Consider the following 17,405-nt stretch of genomic DNA (forward strand, 5'->3'; position numbering starts at 1 on the left):
ATTTTCCGGGCCGCTGAGCGAGTACGCTCAGCTTGAAAATGCTCTGACGGGAAGGGGCGGCGCCGGAGCGGCGCGCCGGGAGCGGGGGCGGCCGCGCCCGCCTCGCCCTGGCGCCCGGCCTGGGCCTGCCGCTACCAGAGCGGAACGCAGATCGGTTGGGACTGCGTGCCGCCCCATCCCATTGTTTTCCGAACGGCTCCAGAGCGGATCGCCGGCGGGCGGAAACGGCCGACGGCGCGAAGCCGCTCCGAAGCCAGGGACCTGTGGCGGATTGCGGTCCCGCGGCCGGAGTGCGGCTCGCCACGGGCGGCCTCGCGCCGGCTTTTCCGGCCGGCGGGCCGGCGCCGCGGCTACTGCCCCTCGTCGAGCAGGCTGCCGTGGATCCAGCCGATCGGCTCGCTGCCGCCGACTTGGTACCAGCCGCCCGGCGCCTGGCCGAAGACGCGCAGCGTCGTGCCGCGCTGCACCACCTGCAGCACCGTGCTGCCGCCGACCGGCGCGCTGCGCAGGTTGCCGTTCTGCCGCAGCGTGACGCGCTGCGCGCCGCCGGGCGGCATGGGGGCGGGCGCGACGGACGGCGCGGCGGCCGCCGGCGGCGCGGCGGGCCGGGCGGTCCCGGGGGGCGGCGCGGGGGGCGCCGCGGCGGGCGGCTGGAAGTTGCGCGGCGGATCGTTGGGCAGCGGCGGCAGCGGCGAGGAGGCGATCTGCCGGGCCGATTGCGGGCCGCCGCCCTCGAAGCACCGGGTGACGATGTCGATGTAGACGCGCGTCGCCTCGGGGCTGCTGGTGGCGAAGTGCTGGTCCACCCTCGCCGCATCGCCCTCGAAGCTCACCACCGAGACGAAGGGGATGAAGGCGTCGTCCGCCGCGCCCGTCAGGTTGGCCTGCCCGCACACCGCGACGGTGCGCGCGATGGCCTGCGGCCAGGACTGCACCGCCCGGAAGCGAACCGCGCCCGGCTCGGGCGCGCCCGAGCGCAGCTTCTCCTCCGCCGCCTGGCGTGCCCGCGCGGCGAGATCGGGTGCCGCCGGGTGGCCCTGGTCGGACTTGTCGTCGCAGGCCACGAGCAGGACGAGGCCGAGGCCGGCCAGCAGGCGGGCGAGGGTCGGGAACGGGTGCAGCGTCGGGGTCCTCCTCGGCGGGCGCCGCGCGGCGGCAGGCGGGCACCCAGGTGGCGCCCAAGCGGGCGTCCAGACGGGCGCCCAGGCGGGCACCGGGGGCGGCATGTGCCCCGGCCCCGCACGGCGTAGCGGCGCGGCGGCGCCGGTTCAACCCGTCGGCCCGGGGCGGAGGCCGATCGGTCCCGGACGAAGGCGCCGCGTCTGGCCGCGAAGGGTCCCCACCCCACCGGACGGGCGCGCCCCGCACGTTCCGGGACCGACGCGCGCCTCCGCGCGTTCCGGGACCGACGCGCGCCCCCGCGTGTCCCGAGACCGACGAGCGCGGGCGACGGGGGCGGAACTCCTCCTCCCGCCGCGTGCTTGCATGCGGCCGGCGTCGCGCCGGCCCGGAGGACGCATGCCCCCTGCCCCCGCCGACACGGCGCCGCTCCGCCTCGGCTTCCCCGTCAAGCTGCTGGGCGCGCCGGAGATCCGGAGCAACGACACGCGGCGCTGGCAGAGCGGCCCGCACCTCAGGGTGTCGCTGGAATACCTGGACGCGACGCTGGACCACCTCGCCCGCCACGACATCCGCATGTACCGGATGTCCTCCGACCTCGCCCCCTACGCCACCCACCCCGACATGCCGCAATTCCACGGCATGGTGGCCGAGAGCGATGCGGAGCTGCGCGCCGTCGGCCGCAAGGCAAGGGCGCTGGACATCCGGCTGAGCTTCCACCCCTCGCAATTCGTGGTGCTGAACAGCCCCGACCCGGCGCTGGTGGAACGCAGCATCCGCGACCTCGCCTCGCAGGCCGAGATGCTGGACCGCATGGAGATGGGGCCGGAAGCGGTGGTGGTGATCCATGTCGGCGGCACCTACGGCGACGTGGCGGCCGGCAATGCGCGCTGGGTGGAGACCTGGAAGCGGCTGCCCGCGCCCGTGCGGCGACGCCTGGTGCTGGAGCACGACGACCTGCGCTTCTCGGCCGCCGACACACTCTGGATCCACGGGCACACCGGCGTGCGGCTGATCTTCGACCACCAGCACTTCTGGTGCCTCAATCCGGCCGGGCTCGACATGCGCGACACGCTGGCGCGCATGCTGCGCACCTGGCCGGACGGGGTGCGGCCGAAGGTGCACTTCTCCTCGCCGCGCACGGAGATGCGGGAGGTGAGGCGCAGGGACCGGACGACCGGCAAGGCCACCACCGCGCTGCTGGCGCCGGTCTGGACCGGCCATGCCGACTTCGCCAACCCGTTCGAGTTCATCACCTTCATGCGCCTCGCCGACGGGCTGGAATTCGACGTGATGCTGGAGAGCAAGGCGAAGGACCTGGCGCTGATCCGGCTGCGGCCGGACCTGCTGCGCTACGCGCCGGCGGTGGCGGCCCGCTTCGGCCTGCGCGACGAGGCGCGTCCGGCGCTGGAAGCCGAGGAGGCGACCTCGATGGCGGTTGCCTGAGGCGGGCGGCCGGAAGGCCGCGCCGCCCCCGGCCTCAGTTCGCCACGATGCCGGCCGCGCGCACCACCGGGTCCCACTTCGCGGTCTCGTCGCGCAGCCACTTCGCGGCGGTCTCCGGCGTGGTGTCGGAGCGCGTCTCCATGGTCAGCTCGGCGAGGCGGGTCTTCACGCGGTCCATCGCCATCACCTTGTTCACCGCCTCGTTCATGGCGAGGACGATCGGCATGGGCGTGCCGGCGGGCGCCATCACCATGTGCCAGGTGTAGGCCTCGTAGCCCGGCACCGCCTCGGCGATGGTGGGCATGTCCGGCAGCAGCGGCAGGCGGTGGCTGGAGCTGATGCCGAGGCCCTTCACCTGGCCGCGCTGCACGTAGGGCAGCGCGTCGTTGGCGACGTTCATGATCATCGACAGCGTGCCGTTCAGCAGGTCCGGCATGGCCGGCGCGGCGCCGCGATAGGGGACGTGGTTGACGCGCAGATCGCCCGCCTGCTTCAGGAACAGCTCCGCCGCGAGGTGCATGGCGCCGCCATTGCCCGAGGAGCCGTAGTCGTACTTGCCCGGGTTGTCGCGGTAGAGCTTGATGAGATCCTGCAGGTTGTTCACCGGCAGTTCCTTCGAGGCCATCAGGATCAGCGGGATCACGCCGCACAGCGCGACCGGCTGGAAATCCTTGTCCGGGTCGAAGGGCAGGCGCGCGAACATGGCGCGCAGCACGGTGTGCGCGACCGTGGTGTAGAGGAAGGTGTAGCCGTCCTTCGGCGCCTTCGCCACGACCTCGGTGCCGACCACCACGCCCGAGCCGGTGCGGTTGTCCACGATCACGCGCTGCGGGAGCATCTTGCCCAGCTCCTCGGCCAGCAGCCGGGCCGGGATGTCGGTGGGGCCGCCGGCGGCGAAGGGGACGACCAGCTTGATCGGCTGGTTCGGCCAGTTGCCCTGGGCGCGGGCGATGCCCGGGGCGACCAGGGGGGCGACCAGGGGCGCGGCCAGCGCGGCGGCACCGGCGAGGCGCAGGGAATCGCGGCGGGTGAGGACGGACATGGTTTCCTCCTGGCGCGGCGGCGCCGGTCTGGATTCAGGCGCGGCGGCGCCGGTCTGAGTTCGGGCGCGGCGGCGCCCACCGGGGCACCGGTATCGCGCAACCGCAACGGAACGGCCATGGGCGGCGCATCGGCGCCGGCATGACAGGGCGGTCACGTAGGTGGCCCGAGCCGGCGGCGGCGTCAACCGACCGGCCGCAACCAGGGCGGTTGCGGCTCAGGCAACGGGATCGAGCCGCCGGCCGCCCGACGCCTCGAAGACGTGCAGCGCCGCGGCCGGCAGGCGCAGGGCGAGCGAGACCTGGGCCGCCCCCCCCAGGGCCGGCACCTCGGCGGCCGGCAGTCGGGCGGTCAGCTCCTCGCCGTCGGGCAGCCGGCCGTGCAGCACGGTCTCCGAGCCCAGCGGCTCGGCCAGTTCCACCACGACGGTGACGGCGGCCTCCCACTCCCCGGCCTCGCCCGGCGCGGCGGCCAGCACGTGCTCGGGCCGGATGCCGAGGACGAGGCCCATGCCCTCCGGCCCGGCGCGGCGGCCATCGGCGAAGGGCAGCACGGGGCCGGCGCGCAGCGTGGCGGCGGTGCCGCCATGGGTCAGCGTGGCGTCGAGGAAGTTCATGGCCGGGCTGCCGATGAAGCCGGCCACGAACACGTCGGCCGGGCGCGACCAGACCTGCATCGGCGTCGCCACCTGCGCGGCGCGGCCGGCGTTCATCACCACCAGCCGGTCGCCCAGCGTCATCGCCTCGGTCTGGTCGTGGGTGACGAAGAGCGAGGTGACGCCGAGACGGCGCTGCAGCCGGCGTATCTCGGCGCGCATCTGCACGCGCAGCTTGGCGTCGAGGTTGGAGAGCGGCTCGTCGAACAGGAACAGCTTCGGCTCGCGCACGATGGCGCGCCCCATGGCGACGCGCTGGCGCTGGCCGCCGGAGAGCTGGCGCGGCCGGCGGTCGAGCAGCGCGCCGATGCCGAGCAGGTCGGCCGCCTCCTGCACCCGCCGCGCGATCTCGGCCCTCGGCAGGCCGCGTATCTTCAGCCCGTAGGCCATGTTGCCGAACACGGTCATGTGCGGGTAGAGCGCGTAGTTCTGGAACACCATGGCGATGTCGCGCTCGGCCGGCTCCAGCGCGGTGACGTCGCGGCCGCCGATCAGGATGCGGCCCTCGGTCGGCACCTCCAGCCCGGCGACGAGGCGCAGCAGCGTGCTCTTGCCGCAGCCCGAGGCGCCGACCATCACGATCATCTCGCCATCCGCCACGTCGAGGTCGATGCCGTGCAGCACCTCGACCGGGCCGAAGCTCTTGCGGATGCCCTCCAGGGCGAGCGTGGCCACGCGCTACTTCTCCGTCTCGGTCAGGCCGCGCACGAACCAGCGCTGCATCAGCACCACCACGGCGACCGGCGGCAGCAGCGAGAGCACGGCGGTGGCCATGATGGTGTTCCACTCGTTCTGCGAATCGCCGTTGCCGATCATGCGCGCGAGGCCGAGCACGACGGTCTGCAGCGACTGGTCGTTCACCACCAGCAGCGGCCAGAGGTACTGGTTCCAGCCGTAGAGGAACAGGATCACGAACAGCGCCGCGATGTTGGTGCGGGAAAGCGGCAGCACCACGTCGCGCAGGAAGCGCAGCGGGCCGGCGCCGTCGAGCTTGGCGGCCTCCACCAGCTCGTCGGGAATGGTGAGGAAGAACTGGCGGAACAGCAGCGTCGCCGTGGCCGAGGCGATCAGCGGGATGGTGAGCCCGGCCATGGTGTTGACGAGGCCGAGGCTGACCATGACCTGGAAGGTGGGGATGATCCGCACCTCCACCGGCAGCATCAGCGTGACGAAGATCATCCAGAAGGCCAGCATCCGCCCGGGGAAGCGGAAGAACACCACGGCGAAGGCCGAGAGCAGCGAGATGGCGATCTTGCCGGCGGCGATCAGCACCGCCATGACGATGCTGTTCCTCAGCATCAGCCAGGCCGGGGTGGTGCGGAAGCGGCCGCCGCCCTCCAGCCAGGCGACGCGGTAATTCTCCGGCCCCTGCGCCCCCGGCAGCAGCGGCACGTCGCCGCGGCCGATGGTGGAGGCGTCGTGCGTCGAGCCGACCAGGGTGATCCAGACCGGCAGGCAGAACACGGCGACGCCGAGCAGCAGCCACAGATGCGTGCGCCAGGAGACGCGGTGGATCGGGTTCCAGTCGCGCGGCGGGCGGGAGCGGCGGGAGGCCGCCGCCGGCGCGGGCGCGGGCGCCTCGGGCATCAGTAGTGGACCCGCCGCTCGATGTAGCGGAACTGGATCGCGGTCAGCGCCACCACGATCGCCATCAGGATCACCGATTGCGCCGCCGAGCCGCCGAGGTCGAGGTTGTCCACGCCGTCCACGTAGACGCGGTAGATCAGCGTCTCCGTGGCATTGCCCGGCCCGCCGCGGGTCAGCGCGTGGATCACGCCGAAGGTGTCGAAGAAGGCGTAGACGAGGTTGACCACCAGCAGGAAGAAGGTGGTGGGCGAGAGCAGCGGGAACACCACGGTCCAGAAGCGCCGCACGGGCTTCGCGCCGTCGATCGCGGCCGCCTCCAGCACGCTGGCCGGGATGGCGTGCAGCCCGGCGAGGAAGAACAGGAAGTTGTAGGAGACCTGCTTCCAGCTCGCCGCCAGCACCACCAGCGCCATGGCCTGCCCGCCGTTCAGCCGGTAGTCCCACGGGATGCCGGCCGCGTTCAGCGCGCGGCCGAGCAGGCCGATCTCGGGGTGGAACAGGAACAGCCACAGCACGGCGGCGACGGCCGGCGCCACCGCGTAGGGCCAGATCAGCAGGGTGCGGTAGAGCCCGGCGCCGCGGCGCACCTTGTCCGCCTGCACCGCCAGGAACAGCCCGGCCGAGAGCGAGAGCAGCGTCACGGACGCGGCGAACACCGCCGTGGTGCGCAGCGATTGCAGGTAGCCGGGATCCGACAGGACCTCGGCGAAATTCTCGAACCAGACGAATTCGGCGGCGAGGCCGAACGGGTCCTCGCGCAGCACGGACTGGTAGAGCGCCATGCCCGCCGGCCAGAAGAAGAAGACCAGCGTGACGGCGAGCTGCGGCAGCAGCAGCGCGTAGGGCAGCGCGCGGCCGCCGAAGATCGCCTTGCGTTGCACGTCAGGCGGCCGTTCGGCCGCGATCCACGGACACGGCGCTCAGGCCCGGTTCTGGCGCTCGAAGTTGCGCAGCACCTGGTTGCCGCGCGTGGTGGCGTTGGCCAGCGCCTGCGCCACCGGCTGCTGGCCCTGCAGGGCGCGCTCCAGCTCCTCCTGCATGATGACGCGGATCTCGACGAAGCCGCCGAGGCGGATGCCGCGCGAATTGTCGGTCATGCGGCCGCCGCGCAGGAGCTGCTCGATCGGGACCTGGGCGCCGGGGTTGCGCTCGTAGAAGCCCGAGGCCTTCACCTGCTCGAAGGCGGCGCGGGTGAGCGGCAGGTAGCCGGTGTCGGTGTGCCACTTCGCCTGCGCCGCCGGCTGGCTGATGTGGCGGAAGAACTCGGCGATGCCGCGCATCTCGGCCTCGGAACGCGTGTTGCGCGGCCCGCCCTGCATCACCCAGAAGGAGGCGCCGCCGATGATCGAGTTGATCGGCGCGCCGGGCACGTCGTCGTAGTAGGGCAGCATGCCCTCGCCCCAGGCGAAGCGCGCCTCCTTCTCGACGCGCGCGCGCAGGCCGGAGGAGGCGAGCACGATCGAGGCCTGCCCGGCCGGCAGCAGCGCGTCGGCGGCGTTGTCGCGGCCGCCGTAGCGGTAGAGGCCCTCGGACTGCCAGCGCACCAGGTTCTCCAGGTGGCGGCGGATCAGCGGGTTGTCGATGCGCAGCTCGGCGCCGAGGCCGGCGAAGCCGTTGGCCAGCGTCGCCAGCGGGATGTCGTGCAGCGCCGAGACCTGCTCGATGTTGAGCCAGGTGGGCCAGGAGGTGGTGAAGGGCACGGCGCCGGTGTTCGCGGCCTTCAGCCTGCGCATCGCCGCCTCCAGCTCGGCATAGGTCGTGGGCGGCTTCTCGGGGTCGAGCCCGGCCTGGCGGAAATGGTCCTTGTTCCAGAACATCACCGAGGTCGAGCTGTTGAACGGCATCGAGGCCTGCTTCCCGTCCGCCGTCTGGTAGTAGCCGCGAACGGCGGGCAGGAAGTCGGAGAAGTCGATCCGCGTGCCGGTGCGCTCCAGCAGCTCGTGCACCGGGATCACGGCGCGGCCGGCCGCCATCATGGTGGCGGTGCCGACCTCGAACATCTGCACGATGTGCGGCGCGGTGCCGGCGCGGAAGGCGGCGATCGCGGCCACCATCGTCTCCGGGTAGGAGCCGCGGAAGCTCGGCACGATGCGCACGCCGCGCTGGCTGTCGTTGTAGGCGGCGACCATCGCCTCCAGCAGCCCGCCGAGCGGCTGCGGCAGGCCATGCCAGAAGTGCAGTTCCACCGGCGCGGCCTGCGCCCGGCCGATGGAGGGGGTGGCGAGCAGCGCCGGGGCGGCTGCCAGCACGGCGCGGCGCGCGAGCGGCAGGGCATTGGCGGGACGACGGGGCATGGCGGCGGAAGCCTCCCGGAGGACGGATCGGCCGTGCGGGTAGGAGCCGGCCGTTGCAGCGGTATTACAGGACGGCGTCGGTTCGATGAAGCGGGCTCGGCGCGGTCACGGCGGGTCGCCGGCCGCACGGCGCGCCGGCCGCAGCAACACCCTTTGGTGAGCCGGCCGGTCGCGTGACGGGTCTGCGATGCCGGCCTGCGGCACGGCGGGTCTGCGATGCCGGCCTTCGGCACGGCGGGTCTGCGATGCCAGCCTGCGGCACGGCGGGCCTGCGATGCCGGCCTTCGGCACGGCGGGGCGCGCCGGCGGCCGGGATCAGCCGACGAGGCGCGCGTAGAGCGCCGGATCGGTGGCGCCCTCGGTGCCGAAGAGCAGCACCCGGCTGTCGGGACCGAGGCCGAGGGCGGCGCGCGACTCCGCCTCGGCCGCGGCGAGCAGCAGGGCGGCGAGGCCGGCCACGGCGCTCTCCCCGGCGGTGACCGGCGGATCGCGCCGGGTGAGCAGGCGCATCGCGTCCACCGCGGCCGCGTCCGGCACCGCCATGGCGGCGAAGGCGGCGCGCTCCAGCTCCTGCCAGGCGAGCAGGCTGGGCTCGCCGCAGGCCAGCCCCGCCATCAGCGTGTCGAGCGCGCCGGTCACGACGGTGGGCGCGCCGGCCGAGAGGCTGGCCAGGATGCAGGCGGCGCGGTCCGGCTCGGCGACCACGAGAAGCGGGCCATCCAGGCCGTAGCGCGACCGCATCTGCACGGAGACCGCGGCCGCGACGCCGCCGACGCCGGCCTGCACGAAGACGTGCGTGGGCGGCGCCGGGATCTGGTCCGCCGCCTCGTCGGCCATCACGCGGTAGCCCTGCATCACGTCGCGCGGCACCTCGGTATAGCCCGGATAGGCCGTGTCGGAGACGACGAACCAGCCCCGCCGCTCCGCCTCCGCCTGCGCCGCGCGCACGGCATCGTCGTAATTGCCCGCCGCCTCGCGGATCTCGGCGCCGAGCGCGGCCATCGCGTCGCGCCTTCCCCGGCTGACGCCGGGATGCACGAAGATCACGCAGCGGCAGCCGAATTGCCGCGCGCCCCAGGCCACGGCACGGCCGTGGTTGCCGTCGGTGGCGCAGGTGACGGTGATGTCGCGCGTCGCCTCGGCGTGGCTGCCGGCGAGCAGCGCCGCGGAGTCGGCCGCCTGCGCCACGCCGCGCCGCGCCAGTTCCGCCCCCAGCAGCCGCGCCACCGCCCAGGCGCCGCCCAGCGCCTTGAAGGAGCCGAGGCCGAAGCGACCGCCCTCGTCCTTGTAGTGGACGGCGGCGACCCCGGCGGCGGCGGCGACGTCCGGCAGGTCGCGCAGCGGCGTGGGCGCGTAGCCGGGCCAGGCGCGGATCGCGTCGCGGGCACGGCGGAAGCCGCCCTCGGGCAGGACCACCAGCCCGGGCGTGCCGGCCCGCGGGTTGCGCAGCAGCCGGAACGGGTGCGGGGGGAAGGACGGAGGCGACATGCGCCCAACTTGCGGCACCGGCGCCTCGGCGTCCACGCGGCGGGGGATGCGGTCCGGCGGCCCGGCGTCATGCTGCGTCCGGCGCCGGCACGGCGCCATGCCGCGCCCGGCGCCGGCCCCGCACCCTGCCCCGGGCGAACCCCGGCAGGTGCGCGCACGGACGGATGACCGGGCAACCCGCTCCGGCAGGCCACGGAAGCGCGGGGTGGGCGGCCGGCCCCCCTGGTCCCCGGCCACGGGTCGGGGGATGAAACTTCGCACACAAATGAACCACGACCGCCGCGGCGCCTGTTACAATGGCACGTCGCGCCGCCTGCCCCATCGGGCGGCACGATGTTCCGTGGGAAAGACGGTGCGGCCTCGTCGCGTCGTCGGTCCGCCCGTGCGGCATCGCGCCGCGCGGGTGGCGGCCGGACCGGGAGCCCGACCCGGTCCGGCCACCCCGGTCCTTCCATCCGCCCGCCCCCCTTCCGCCGCCGGCCGGGGTTGACGGGGCAAGAGACGGGAGGGATACCCGACCCCCTCCCTCGCTTCCCGGTCCCAGACATGCAGCGCGTCCTCTCGGGCATCCAGCCCTCCGGCATCCCGACCCTCGGCAACTACCTCGGCGCCATCCGCAACTGGGTGCCGATGCAGAACGACCACGACTGCCTCTTCTGCGTCGTCGACCTGCACGCCATCACCGTCTGGCAGGACCCTAAGGAGCTGCTGCGCCAGACCCGCGAGATGGCGGCGGCGCTGATCGCCTGCGGCCTCGACCCCGAGCGCTGCGTGCTGTTCGTGCAGAGCCACGTCCACTCGCATGTGCGGCTGGCCTGGATCTTCAACTGCGTGGCGCGGCTCGGCTGGCTGAACCGCATGACGCAGTTCAAGGACAAGGCCGGCAAGGACCGCGAGAACGCGAGCAGCGGCCTCTACGTCTACCCGAACCTGATGGCGGCCGACATCCACGCCTACCACGCGACCCGCGTGCCGGTGGGCGAGGACCAGAAGCAGCACCTGGAGCTGGCCAACGACATCGCCGAGAAGTTCAACCACGACTACGGCGTGGACTTCTTCCCGCATGTCGAGCCGCACATCCTGGGCGTCGCCGCGCGGGTGATGTCGCTGCGCGACGGCACGAAGAAGATGTCGAAGTCCGATCCCTCGGACCAGTCGCGCATCAACCTGACCGACGACGCCGAGGCGATCGCGCTCAAGATCCGCCGCGCCCGCACCGATGCCGAGCCGCTGCCTTCCGAGGTCCAGGGGCTGGAGGGCCGCCCCGAGGCGCGCAACCTCGTCGGCATCCTGGCCGCGATCACCGACACGGCACCCGAGGCCGTGCTCCGCGAGCACGGCGGCAAGGGCTTCGGCGCCTTCAAGGAGGTGCTGGCCGAGGCGCTGATCGCGCATCTCGATCCGATCAACGAGCGGATGCGCCGCCTGCTGGCCGAACCGGACGCGGTGGACGCGGCGCTGCGCCGCGGCGCCGAGCGGGCGAACGCCATCGCCGATCCGATCGTGAGCAGGGCCGAGGCGCTGGTCGGCTTCCTGCCGCGCTGAGGCAGCGCGGGTCTGGCGGCGGGGCCGGTCGCGGCGTGACCGGCCGCGCCCCGCCCGGCCGCACCCCACGCCACCCCGCCCGTGCGGCGGCGACGGCCGGCGCGGCGGCGCTGCCCGGCGGGGGCGTCCGCCTCGTGCTGCGGCTGGCGGCGCACCGGCCGGGCCGGCAACCGGCGGTGGCCGCTCTCCCGTAGCGCCTCCGCCGGTGGCCGCCGGTATCGACGCGCCCGCGCCTTGCTGCCAGCATCGGCGCACGAGACCCCGCGCAGGGGCCGAGCGCCCGGCCCCATGAGCCGGGCCCCAGGAGGAGACGCCGCATGGACGGCCCCGCCGCCACCTTCCATGGCCATTCCCACCGCCGGCCCGTCGCCCGGAACGACATCGGGTACGGCATCGGGCACGACCTTGGGCATGACGGCGCCGGTCGGCCGCCGCACGCCACGCGCCGCCTTCCGGCGCGGTCCCCGAACCGGACCGGGAGCGCGGCGCGGTGCTGAGCCTCGCCGGCAAGGTGGCCGTGGTCACCGGGGCGGGCTCGGTCGGGCCGGGCTGGGGCAACGGCAAGGCGACGGCCGTGCTGCTGGCGCGCCAGGGCGCCACGGTGCTGGCGCTCGACATCGACGAGGCGGCGGTGGCGGAGACCGCCCGGCTGGTCGCCGAGGCGGGCGGCACCTGCGTCACGCACCGCTGCGACATGCTGGTGGCCGAGGAGGTCGAGGCCGCCATGGCGCTCTGCGCGGAACGCTTCGGCCGGCTCGACATCCTGGTGAACAACGTCGGCGGCTCGGCGCCCGGCAACCCGGTGGAGATGCCGGAGGCGCTCTGGGACCGCCAGATCGACTTCAACCTCAAGACGCCCTTCCTCGGCTGCAAGCACGCCATCCCGCCGATGCTGCGCGGCGGCGGCGGCGCCATCGTCAACCTCGGCTCCATCGCCGGGCTGCGCATGAGCGGCGAGCGCGCGCACATCGCCTACAGCGCCGCCAAGGCCGGGGTGATCGGCTTCACGAAGTCCGTCGCCATGGCCTACGCGAAGCAGGGAATCCGCTGCAACGCGGTGGTGCCCGGGCTGATGCACACGCCGCTGGTCGAGGAGCGGCTGGTCCGCCAGCTCGGCGCCAACGACGCCGCCGCGCTGATCGCGCGGCGCGACGCGGCGGTGCCCAAGGGGAAGATGGGCACGGGCTGGGACGTGGCCCACGCCGTGCTGTTCCTGGTCTCCGACGAGGCGGCCTACATCACCGGCCAGGCGCTGGTGGTGGATGGCGGCATGGCCGCCGCCGCGCCCGTCTGAACCCACACGAGGAAACCGCCATGGCCCGCATCCCCTACGCCGATCCCGAGGCCCCCGAGGTGAGGGAGATCGCCGGGCGCATCGTGCGCGAGCGCGGCAGCATCCTGCACCTCTACCAGATGCTGCTGCACAGCCCGCCCGTCGCCGAGGGCTGGCTGCGCTACCTCACCGCCATCCGCCACGAATGCACCCTGCCCGGCAGCCTGCGCGAGCTGGTCATCATGCGCGTCGCGGTGCTGAACGGCGCCCCCTACGAGGCGGCGCAGCACGCGCCGATCGCGCTGCGCGAGGGCATCACCCAGGCGCAGCTCGACGCGCTGGAGAACTGGCAGGCCTCGGACGCCTTCGACGCGCGCCAGCGCGCCGTGCTCGCCTACACGGATTCGATGACGCGCGAAATCCACGTGCCGGACGCCGTGTTCGCCGCGGTGCGCGAGACGTTCGACCGGCGCGAGCTGGTGGAGCTGACCGCGACGATCGGCGCCTACAACATGGTGTCGCGCTTCCTGGAGGCGATGCGCATCCACGCGGACGACCCGCGCTAGGGCGGCGGGCATCCGGGAACCGGGGAAGGCTCCGCCTTCCCCGAACCCCATCCGCCAGGAGGGCGAAGCCCTCCTGGACCTCTATTCGTTCGGAGCCGGTTACTGAAACGGTCGGGCGGTCTTTTCCCGAACGGGGTTTCCAAAGGGGCTTCGCCCTTTGGTGGGAGAGTGCAGAGAGGGCAAAGCCCTCTTTGCCGGGGTCCGGGGCGGAGCCCCGATGCCCTCACCTCGGCAGGAGGAAACACGAGAACATGCTCAGCCTCGAAGGCAAGGTGGCGATCGTCACCGGCTGCGGCTCGGTGGCGCCGGGCTGGGGCAACGGCAAGGCCACCTCGGTGCTGTTCGCCCGCCAGGGCGCCACGGTCTACGGCGTGGACATCAGCGAGGATGCCGCCGCCGAGACGCGCCGCCTGATCGAGGCCGAGGGCGGGCGCTGCCACACCGCGCGCGCCGACGTCACGGACCGCGCCGAGGTGGAGGCGATGGTCGCCGACTGCGTGGCGCGCTTCGGCCGCGTCGACATCCTGGTGAACAATGTCGGCCGCTCGGAGCCGGGCGATCCGGGCGTGATGACCGAGGAACTCTGGGACGACCAGATCGAGATCAACCTCAAGACCGCCTTCCTGTGCTGCCGCGCGGTGATCCCGGTGATGCTGCGGCAGGGCGGCGGCGCCGTGGTCAGCGTCGCCTCCACGGCGGGCATCCGTTACACGGGCAAGCCGCAATCGGCCTACGCGGCGGCCAAGGCGGGGGTGATCCAGCTCAGCCGCACCGCCGCGATCAGCTACGCGGACAAGGGCATCCGCTTCAACTGCGTGCTGCCGGGCCTGATGCACACGCCGCTGGTGACGAAGCTCGCCGAGCAGTTCGCCGGCGGCGACGTGGAGGGCTTCGTCAACAGCCGCCACGGCCGCGTGCCGAAGGGCAGCATGGGCACGGGCTGGGACGTGGCGCACGCCGTGCTGTTCCTCGCCTCCGACGAGGCCGGCTACGTCACCGGCACGGAGCTGGTCGTGGATGGCGGCCTGACCGCGGCGACGCGCTGATCCGCGCGGTCGGTTTCATCGGCACCCCGCACCAGCGCCGCGTAGTCGGCCATCAGCGTCTCCGTGATCCGGCCGGGCGCGTAGGCGCGGCCGGCGATCTCGCGCACCGGCGTCACCTCGGCCGCCGTGCCGGTGAGGAACGCCTCGTCCGCCAGGGCCAGCTCCCCGGGCATGATGGCGCGCTCCACCACCCGGATCCGCCGCCGCCGCGCGAGGTCCATCACGGCGCGCCGCGTGATGCCGTCGAGGAAGCAGTCCGGCGTGGGCGTGTGCAGGGCGCCGTCGATCACCAGGAACAGGTTGGCGCCGGTCGCCTCCGCGAGCTGGCCGCGCCAGCCCAGCATCAGCGCGTCGTCGCAGCCCGCCTCCTCGGCGGCATGCTTCGAGAGGGTGCCGGTCATGTAGTGGCCGGCCGCCTTCGCCGCCGTGGGCGCGGCCTCGGGCGGCGGGCGGCGCCATTCGGCCATGGCCAGCCGCACGCCGCGCGCGCGGGCGGCGCCGAACAGGTTCGGCCATTCCCAGGCGGCGATGGCGAGGTGGATCCGGGTCGCCCGCGCCGAGACCGCGATCTGCTCCGAGCCGCGCCAGGCGATCGGGCGCAGATAGGCGTCCCGCAGCCCGTTGCGCGCCAGCACCGCCTCGCAGGCGGCGTCGATCGCCGCCGCGTCCCAGGGGATCCCGAAGCCCAGCAGTCGGCCGGAGGCGAGCAGCCGCTCCGTGTGCGCCCGCAGCGCGAAGATCCGGCCTCCCCCGGGCCCCGCATAGGCACGCTCGCCCTCGAACACGGCGCTGGCATAATGCAGCCCGTGGGAGAGAACGTGCGGCCGCGCCTCGCGCCAGGGCACGAGGGCGCCGTCGAACCAGATCCAGCCGTCACGGTCGTCGAAAGGAACAAGCGTCATGGCACCGCTTTCAGCAATATTGTTGCTTCCAGAGGCCAATCTGTAAAATCGGAACCAATTTTCAGTCAATATAGCTGACCTATATGGAACGCGACCCAGCCATGCCGCAAACGCCGGACACGAGGCGCGAGACGATGCGCGCCGCCGAACCAGCCTCCCCGCCCGCCGCCGGGCTGCAGCACCTGTTCCTGCGGGAGGAGGAGCTGCGGCTGGCACAGGACCTGCTGTTCTTCGGCTACCGCGACTTCACCGCCGGCCCGGACGCCATCCTGGCCGAGCTGGGGATGGGCCGGGCGCACCACCGCGTGCTGCACTTCGTCGGCCGGCGGCCCGGCATCACGGTGGGGGAGCTGCTGGGCATCCTCGGCATCACCAAGCAGTCCCTCAACCGGGTGCTGACGCCGCTGATCGAGCAGGGCTACATCCTGCAGGCGCAGGGACGCAGCGACCGCCGTCAGCGGCTGCTCTCGCTGGCCCCGCCGGGGACCGCGCTGGAGCGGCGCCTGTTCGAGCGCCAGCGCGACACGGTGGTCGCCGCCTACCGGGAGGCCGGCCCGACCGCGGTGGACGGGTTCCGGCGGGTGATGCGCGGGCTGATGAACAGGGAGGCGCGTGCCTGGATGGACCGCATCGAGGAGACGGCCCCGCCCGGCGGGCCGGCACGGCGGGCATGAGCACGCCACCGGAGGCCGCCGAGCCGCCGCACCTGCTGGTGGTGGACGACGATTCGCGGCTGCGCGGCCTGTTGCAGCGCTTCCTCAGCGAGCAGGGCTTCCGCGTCACCGCGGCCGGCGACTCGGCGGCGGCGCGCCAGTCGCTGCGCGCGATGGCCTTCGACCTGATCGTGATGGACGTGATGATGCCCGGCGAATCGGGGCTGGAGCTCACCGAGGCGATCCGCCGGGACGGACTCGACACGCCGGTGCTGATGCTGACCGCGCGCGGCGCGCCCGACGACCGGGTGGCCGGCTTCGAGCACGGTGCCGACGACTACCTCGCCAAGCCCTTCGACCCGCGCGAGCTGGCGCAGCGCATCCGCGCCATCCTGCGGCGCGTGGCGCCGCCGCCGGCCTCGCCCGCGCCGAGCGTGGTGCAGCTCGGCCCCCACTGGTTCGACCCCGAGCGCGCCGAGCTGCGCGGCCCCGAGGGCACGGTGCGGCTGACCGGCGGCGAGGCGGCGCTGCTGCGCGCCCTGGCGCTGCGGCCGGGCGAGGTGCTCTCGCGCGAGGACATCGCCCAGGCGCTCGGCACGCCGGAGGCCGGCGAGCGCGCGATCGACGTGCAGGTCACGCGGCTGCGGCGCAAGATCGAGATCGACCCGCGCGAGCCGCGCTTCCTGCAGACGGTGCGGCACCGGGGCTACGTGCTGCGGCCGGGGAGCTGACCGGGGCGGCCGCCCCGGACCCCGGCAGGCGATCCCGCCCCTTGCCGGGGCCTGGGACAGGCGGCGCCCTCCCCGAAGCGCCCCGCCTCAGGTCAGCCCCGTGCTGACGAACAGCAGCACCGCCCCGAGCAGCCCGAGCAGCAGCGCCGCGCCGAGGAATTCCGGCACCCGGAACACCCGCATCTTGGCGATGGCGCGCTCGAACACGGCGAGCGCGGCGGCGAGCAGCAGCATCCTGCCCGCCCACAGCACCGCCGCCACCACCCAGGCCAGCGGCCCGGCGGCGGCCGGCGCGGTGCCGTAGGGCAGGAACAGCGCGTTCAGCAGCGCGAGCCAGAGCAGCAGGCGCAGCGCGGCCGCGTACTGCCAGAGCGCGAGGTGGCGACCGGAGGCCTCCAGCAGCATCGCCTCGTGCACCATGGTCAGCTCAAGGTGCGTCGCCGGGTTGTCCACCGGGATGCGGCCGTTCTCGGCCAGCGCCACCGCCAGCAGCGCCAGCAGCGCCAGGGCGAGCGAGACGCGCAGCCCCGGCGCCCCGCCGGCGAAGGCGGTGGCGATGAAGTCGATGTTGGTGCTGCCGGTGAGGATGGCGAAGCTCATCGCCGCCAGCAGCAGGGCGGGCTCGGCGAAGGCGGCGAAGGCCATCTCGCGCGCCGCGCCGAGGCCGCCGAAGGCGGTGCCCGCATCCATGCCGGCGAGCGCGAGCGCGACGCGCGCGACGCCCAGCAGCCCGGCGACCACGAGCAGGTCCGAGAGCGGCGCCAGCGCCATGCCGCGCGCGAAGCCGGGCACCAGCGCGGCCGCGACCGCCGTCGCCGCCACCGCCGCGTAGGGCGCGGCGCGCGAGATCCAGGAGGCGCTCTCGGCCAGCACCGGGCGCTTGCGCAGCAGCCGCAGCAGGTCGCGCCAGGGCTGCCGGGGCGAGGCGCCGCGGAAGCCGAGCAGCCGCGCCCGCAGCCATTCCAGCACGCCGAGCAGGAAGGGCGCCGCCACCAGCACCAGCGCGACGTGCAGGATCTGCGCGAGGACGGCGCCGAGCAGGGAAAGCGGCGTGGCCAT

The 17,405-nt window shown here is 73.8% G+C and carries 16 protein-coding genes; 7 read left to right on the top strand and 9 right to left on the bottom strand.

What is annotated here, in order from left to right:
• Nucleotides 1–350: 350 nt before the first annotated feature.
• On the bottom strand, nt 351–1,226 hold the full coding sequence (locus M0638_RS13345) for an SH3 domain-containing protein (protein ID WP_248667493.1): 876 nt from the start codon (nt 1,224–1,226) through the stop codon (nt 351–353).
• A gap of 292 nt (nt 1,227–1,518) precedes the next feature.
• On the opposite strand from M0638_RS13345, the gene uvsE reads away from it, so the two are divergent.
• Nucleotides 1,519–2,565 (top strand): UV DNA damage repair endonuclease UvsE, encoded by a 1,047-nt coding sequence (uvsE, locus tag M0638_RS13350; RefSeq protein ID WP_248667494.1) that lies wholly within the window; start codon nt 1,519–1,521, stop codon nt 2,563–2,565.
• A gap of 34 nt (nt 2,566–2,599) precedes the next feature.
• Here the strand turns inward: uvsE and M0638_RS13355 are convergent, their stop codons facing one another.
• The 6 genes from M0638_RS13355 to M0638_RS13380 form a co-directional block, all read right to left on the bottom strand.
• Complete coding sequence (locus M0638_RS13355) at nt 2,600–3,607, bottom strand: Bug family tripartite tricarboxylate transporter substrate binding protein (RefSeq protein ID WP_248667495.1); 1,008 nt, start codon at nt 3,605–3,607, stop codon at nt 2,600–2,602.
• A gap of 216 nt (nt 3,608–3,823) precedes the next feature.
• Nucleotides 3,824–4,936: a sn-glycerol-3-phosphate ABC transporter ATP-binding protein UgpC gene (ugpC, locus tag M0638_RS13360; protein ID WP_345893026.1), complete on the bottom strand. Its 1,113-nt coding sequence runs from the start codon at nt 4,934–4,936 to the stop codon at nt 3,824–3,826.
• A gap of 3 nt (nt 4,937–4,939) precedes the next feature.
• Complete coding sequence (gene ugpE, locus M0638_RS13365; RefSeq protein ID WP_248667496.1) at nt 4,940–5,848, bottom strand: sn-glycerol-3-phosphate ABC transporter permease UgpE; 909 nt, start codon at nt 5,846–5,848, stop codon at nt 4,940–4,942.
• Entirely contained in the window at nt 5,848–6,729 is an 882-nt protein-coding gene (ugpA, locus tag M0638_RS13370) for a sn-glycerol-3-phosphate ABC transporter permease UgpA (RefSeq protein WP_248667497.1), read from the bottom strand. The genes ugpE and ugpA overlap by 1 nt, the downstream gene beginning before the upstream one ends.
• 39 nt (nt 6,730–6,768) lie before the next feature.
• Nucleotides 6,769–8,142, bottom strand: coding sequence for a sn-glycerol-3-phosphate ABC transporter substrate-binding protein UgpB (ugpB, locus tag M0638_RS13375; protein ID WP_248667498.1), 1,374 nt, complete (start codon nt 8,140–8,142; stop codon nt 6,769–6,771).
• A gap of 315 nt (nt 8,143–8,457) precedes the next feature.
• Nucleotides 8,458–9,630, bottom strand: a complete 1,173-nt coding sequence (locus M0638_RS13380; RefSeq protein ID WP_248667499.1) for a diaminopropionate ammonia-lyase — start codon at nt 9,628–9,630, stop codon at nt 8,458–8,460.
• Nucleotides 9,631–10,176: 546 nt separating this feature from the next.
• On the opposite strand from M0638_RS13380, the gene trpS reads away from it, so the two are divergent.
• The 4 genes from trpS to M0638_RS13400 all read left to right on the top strand — a co-directional run bounded on the left by trpS (nt 10,177) and on the right by M0638_RS13400 (nt 14,060).
• A complete protein-coding gene (trpS, locus tag M0638_RS13385) occupies nt 10,177–11,175 on the top strand; it encodes a tryptophan--tRNA ligase (protein ID WP_248667500.1) in 999 nt (332 codons plus the stop codon).
• A 490-nt stretch (nt 11,176–11,665) separates the two neighbouring features.
• Nucleotides 11,666–12,469 carry an SDR family NAD(P)-dependent oxidoreductase gene (locus M0638_RS13390; RefSeq protein WP_248667501.1) on the top strand — a complete coding sequence of 268 codons (804 nt, stop codon included), beginning with the start codon at nt 11,666–11,668 and terminating at the stop codon, nt 12,467–12,469.
• Between the two features lie 20 nt (nt 12,470–12,489).
• Complete coding sequence (locus M0638_RS13395; RefSeq protein ID WP_248667502.1) at nt 12,490–13,014, top strand: carboxymuconolactone decarboxylase family protein; 525 nt, start codon at nt 12,490–12,492, stop codon at nt 13,012–13,014.
• Between the two features lie 251 nt (nt 13,015–13,265).
• Entirely contained in the window at nt 13,266–14,060 is a 795-nt protein-coding gene (locus tag M0638_RS13400; protein WP_248667503.1) for an SDR family NAD(P)-dependent oxidoreductase, read from the top strand.
• Here the strand turns inward: M0638_RS13400 and M0638_RS13405 are convergent.
• Nucleotides 14,003–14,962, bottom strand: coding sequence for a branched-chain amino acid aminotransferase (locus M0638_RS13405; RefSeq protein WP_248667504.1), 960 nt, complete (start codon nt 14,960–14,962; stop codon nt 14,003–14,005). The two genes, M0638_RS13400 and M0638_RS13405, sit on opposite strands and share 58 nt — an antisense overlap.
• A 101-nt stretch (nt 14,963–15,063) precedes the next feature.
• On the opposite strand from M0638_RS13405, the gene M0638_RS13410 reads away from it, so the two are divergent.
• A complete protein-coding gene (locus tag M0638_RS13410) occupies nt 15,064–15,636 on the top strand; it encodes a MarR family winged helix-turn-helix transcriptional regulator (protein WP_456316040.1) in 573 nt (190 codons plus the stop codon).
• Nucleotides 15,633–16,346 carry a response regulator transcription factor gene (locus tag M0638_RS13415; protein WP_248667505.1) on the top strand — a complete coding sequence of 238 codons (714 nt, stop codon included), beginning with the start codon at nt 15,633–15,635 and terminating at the stop codon, nt 16,344–16,346. The genes M0638_RS13410 and M0638_RS13415 overlap by 4 nt, the downstream gene beginning before the upstream one ends.
• A gap of 87 nt (nt 16,347–16,433) precedes the next feature.
• Here the strand turns inward: M0638_RS13415 and M0638_RS13420 are convergent, their stop codons facing one another.
• Nucleotides 16,434–17,405: a respiratory chain complex I subunit 1 family protein gene (locus M0638_RS13420; RefSeq protein ID WP_248667506.1), complete on the bottom strand. Its 972-nt coding sequence runs from the start codon at nt 17,403–17,405 to the stop codon at nt 16,434–16,436.

It is taken from the genome of Roseomonas acroporae (assembly GCF_023223525.1).
Lineage (GTDB): Bacteria > Pseudomonadota > Alphaproteobacteria > Acetobacterales > Acetobacteraceae > Roseomonas_E > Roseomonas_E acroporae.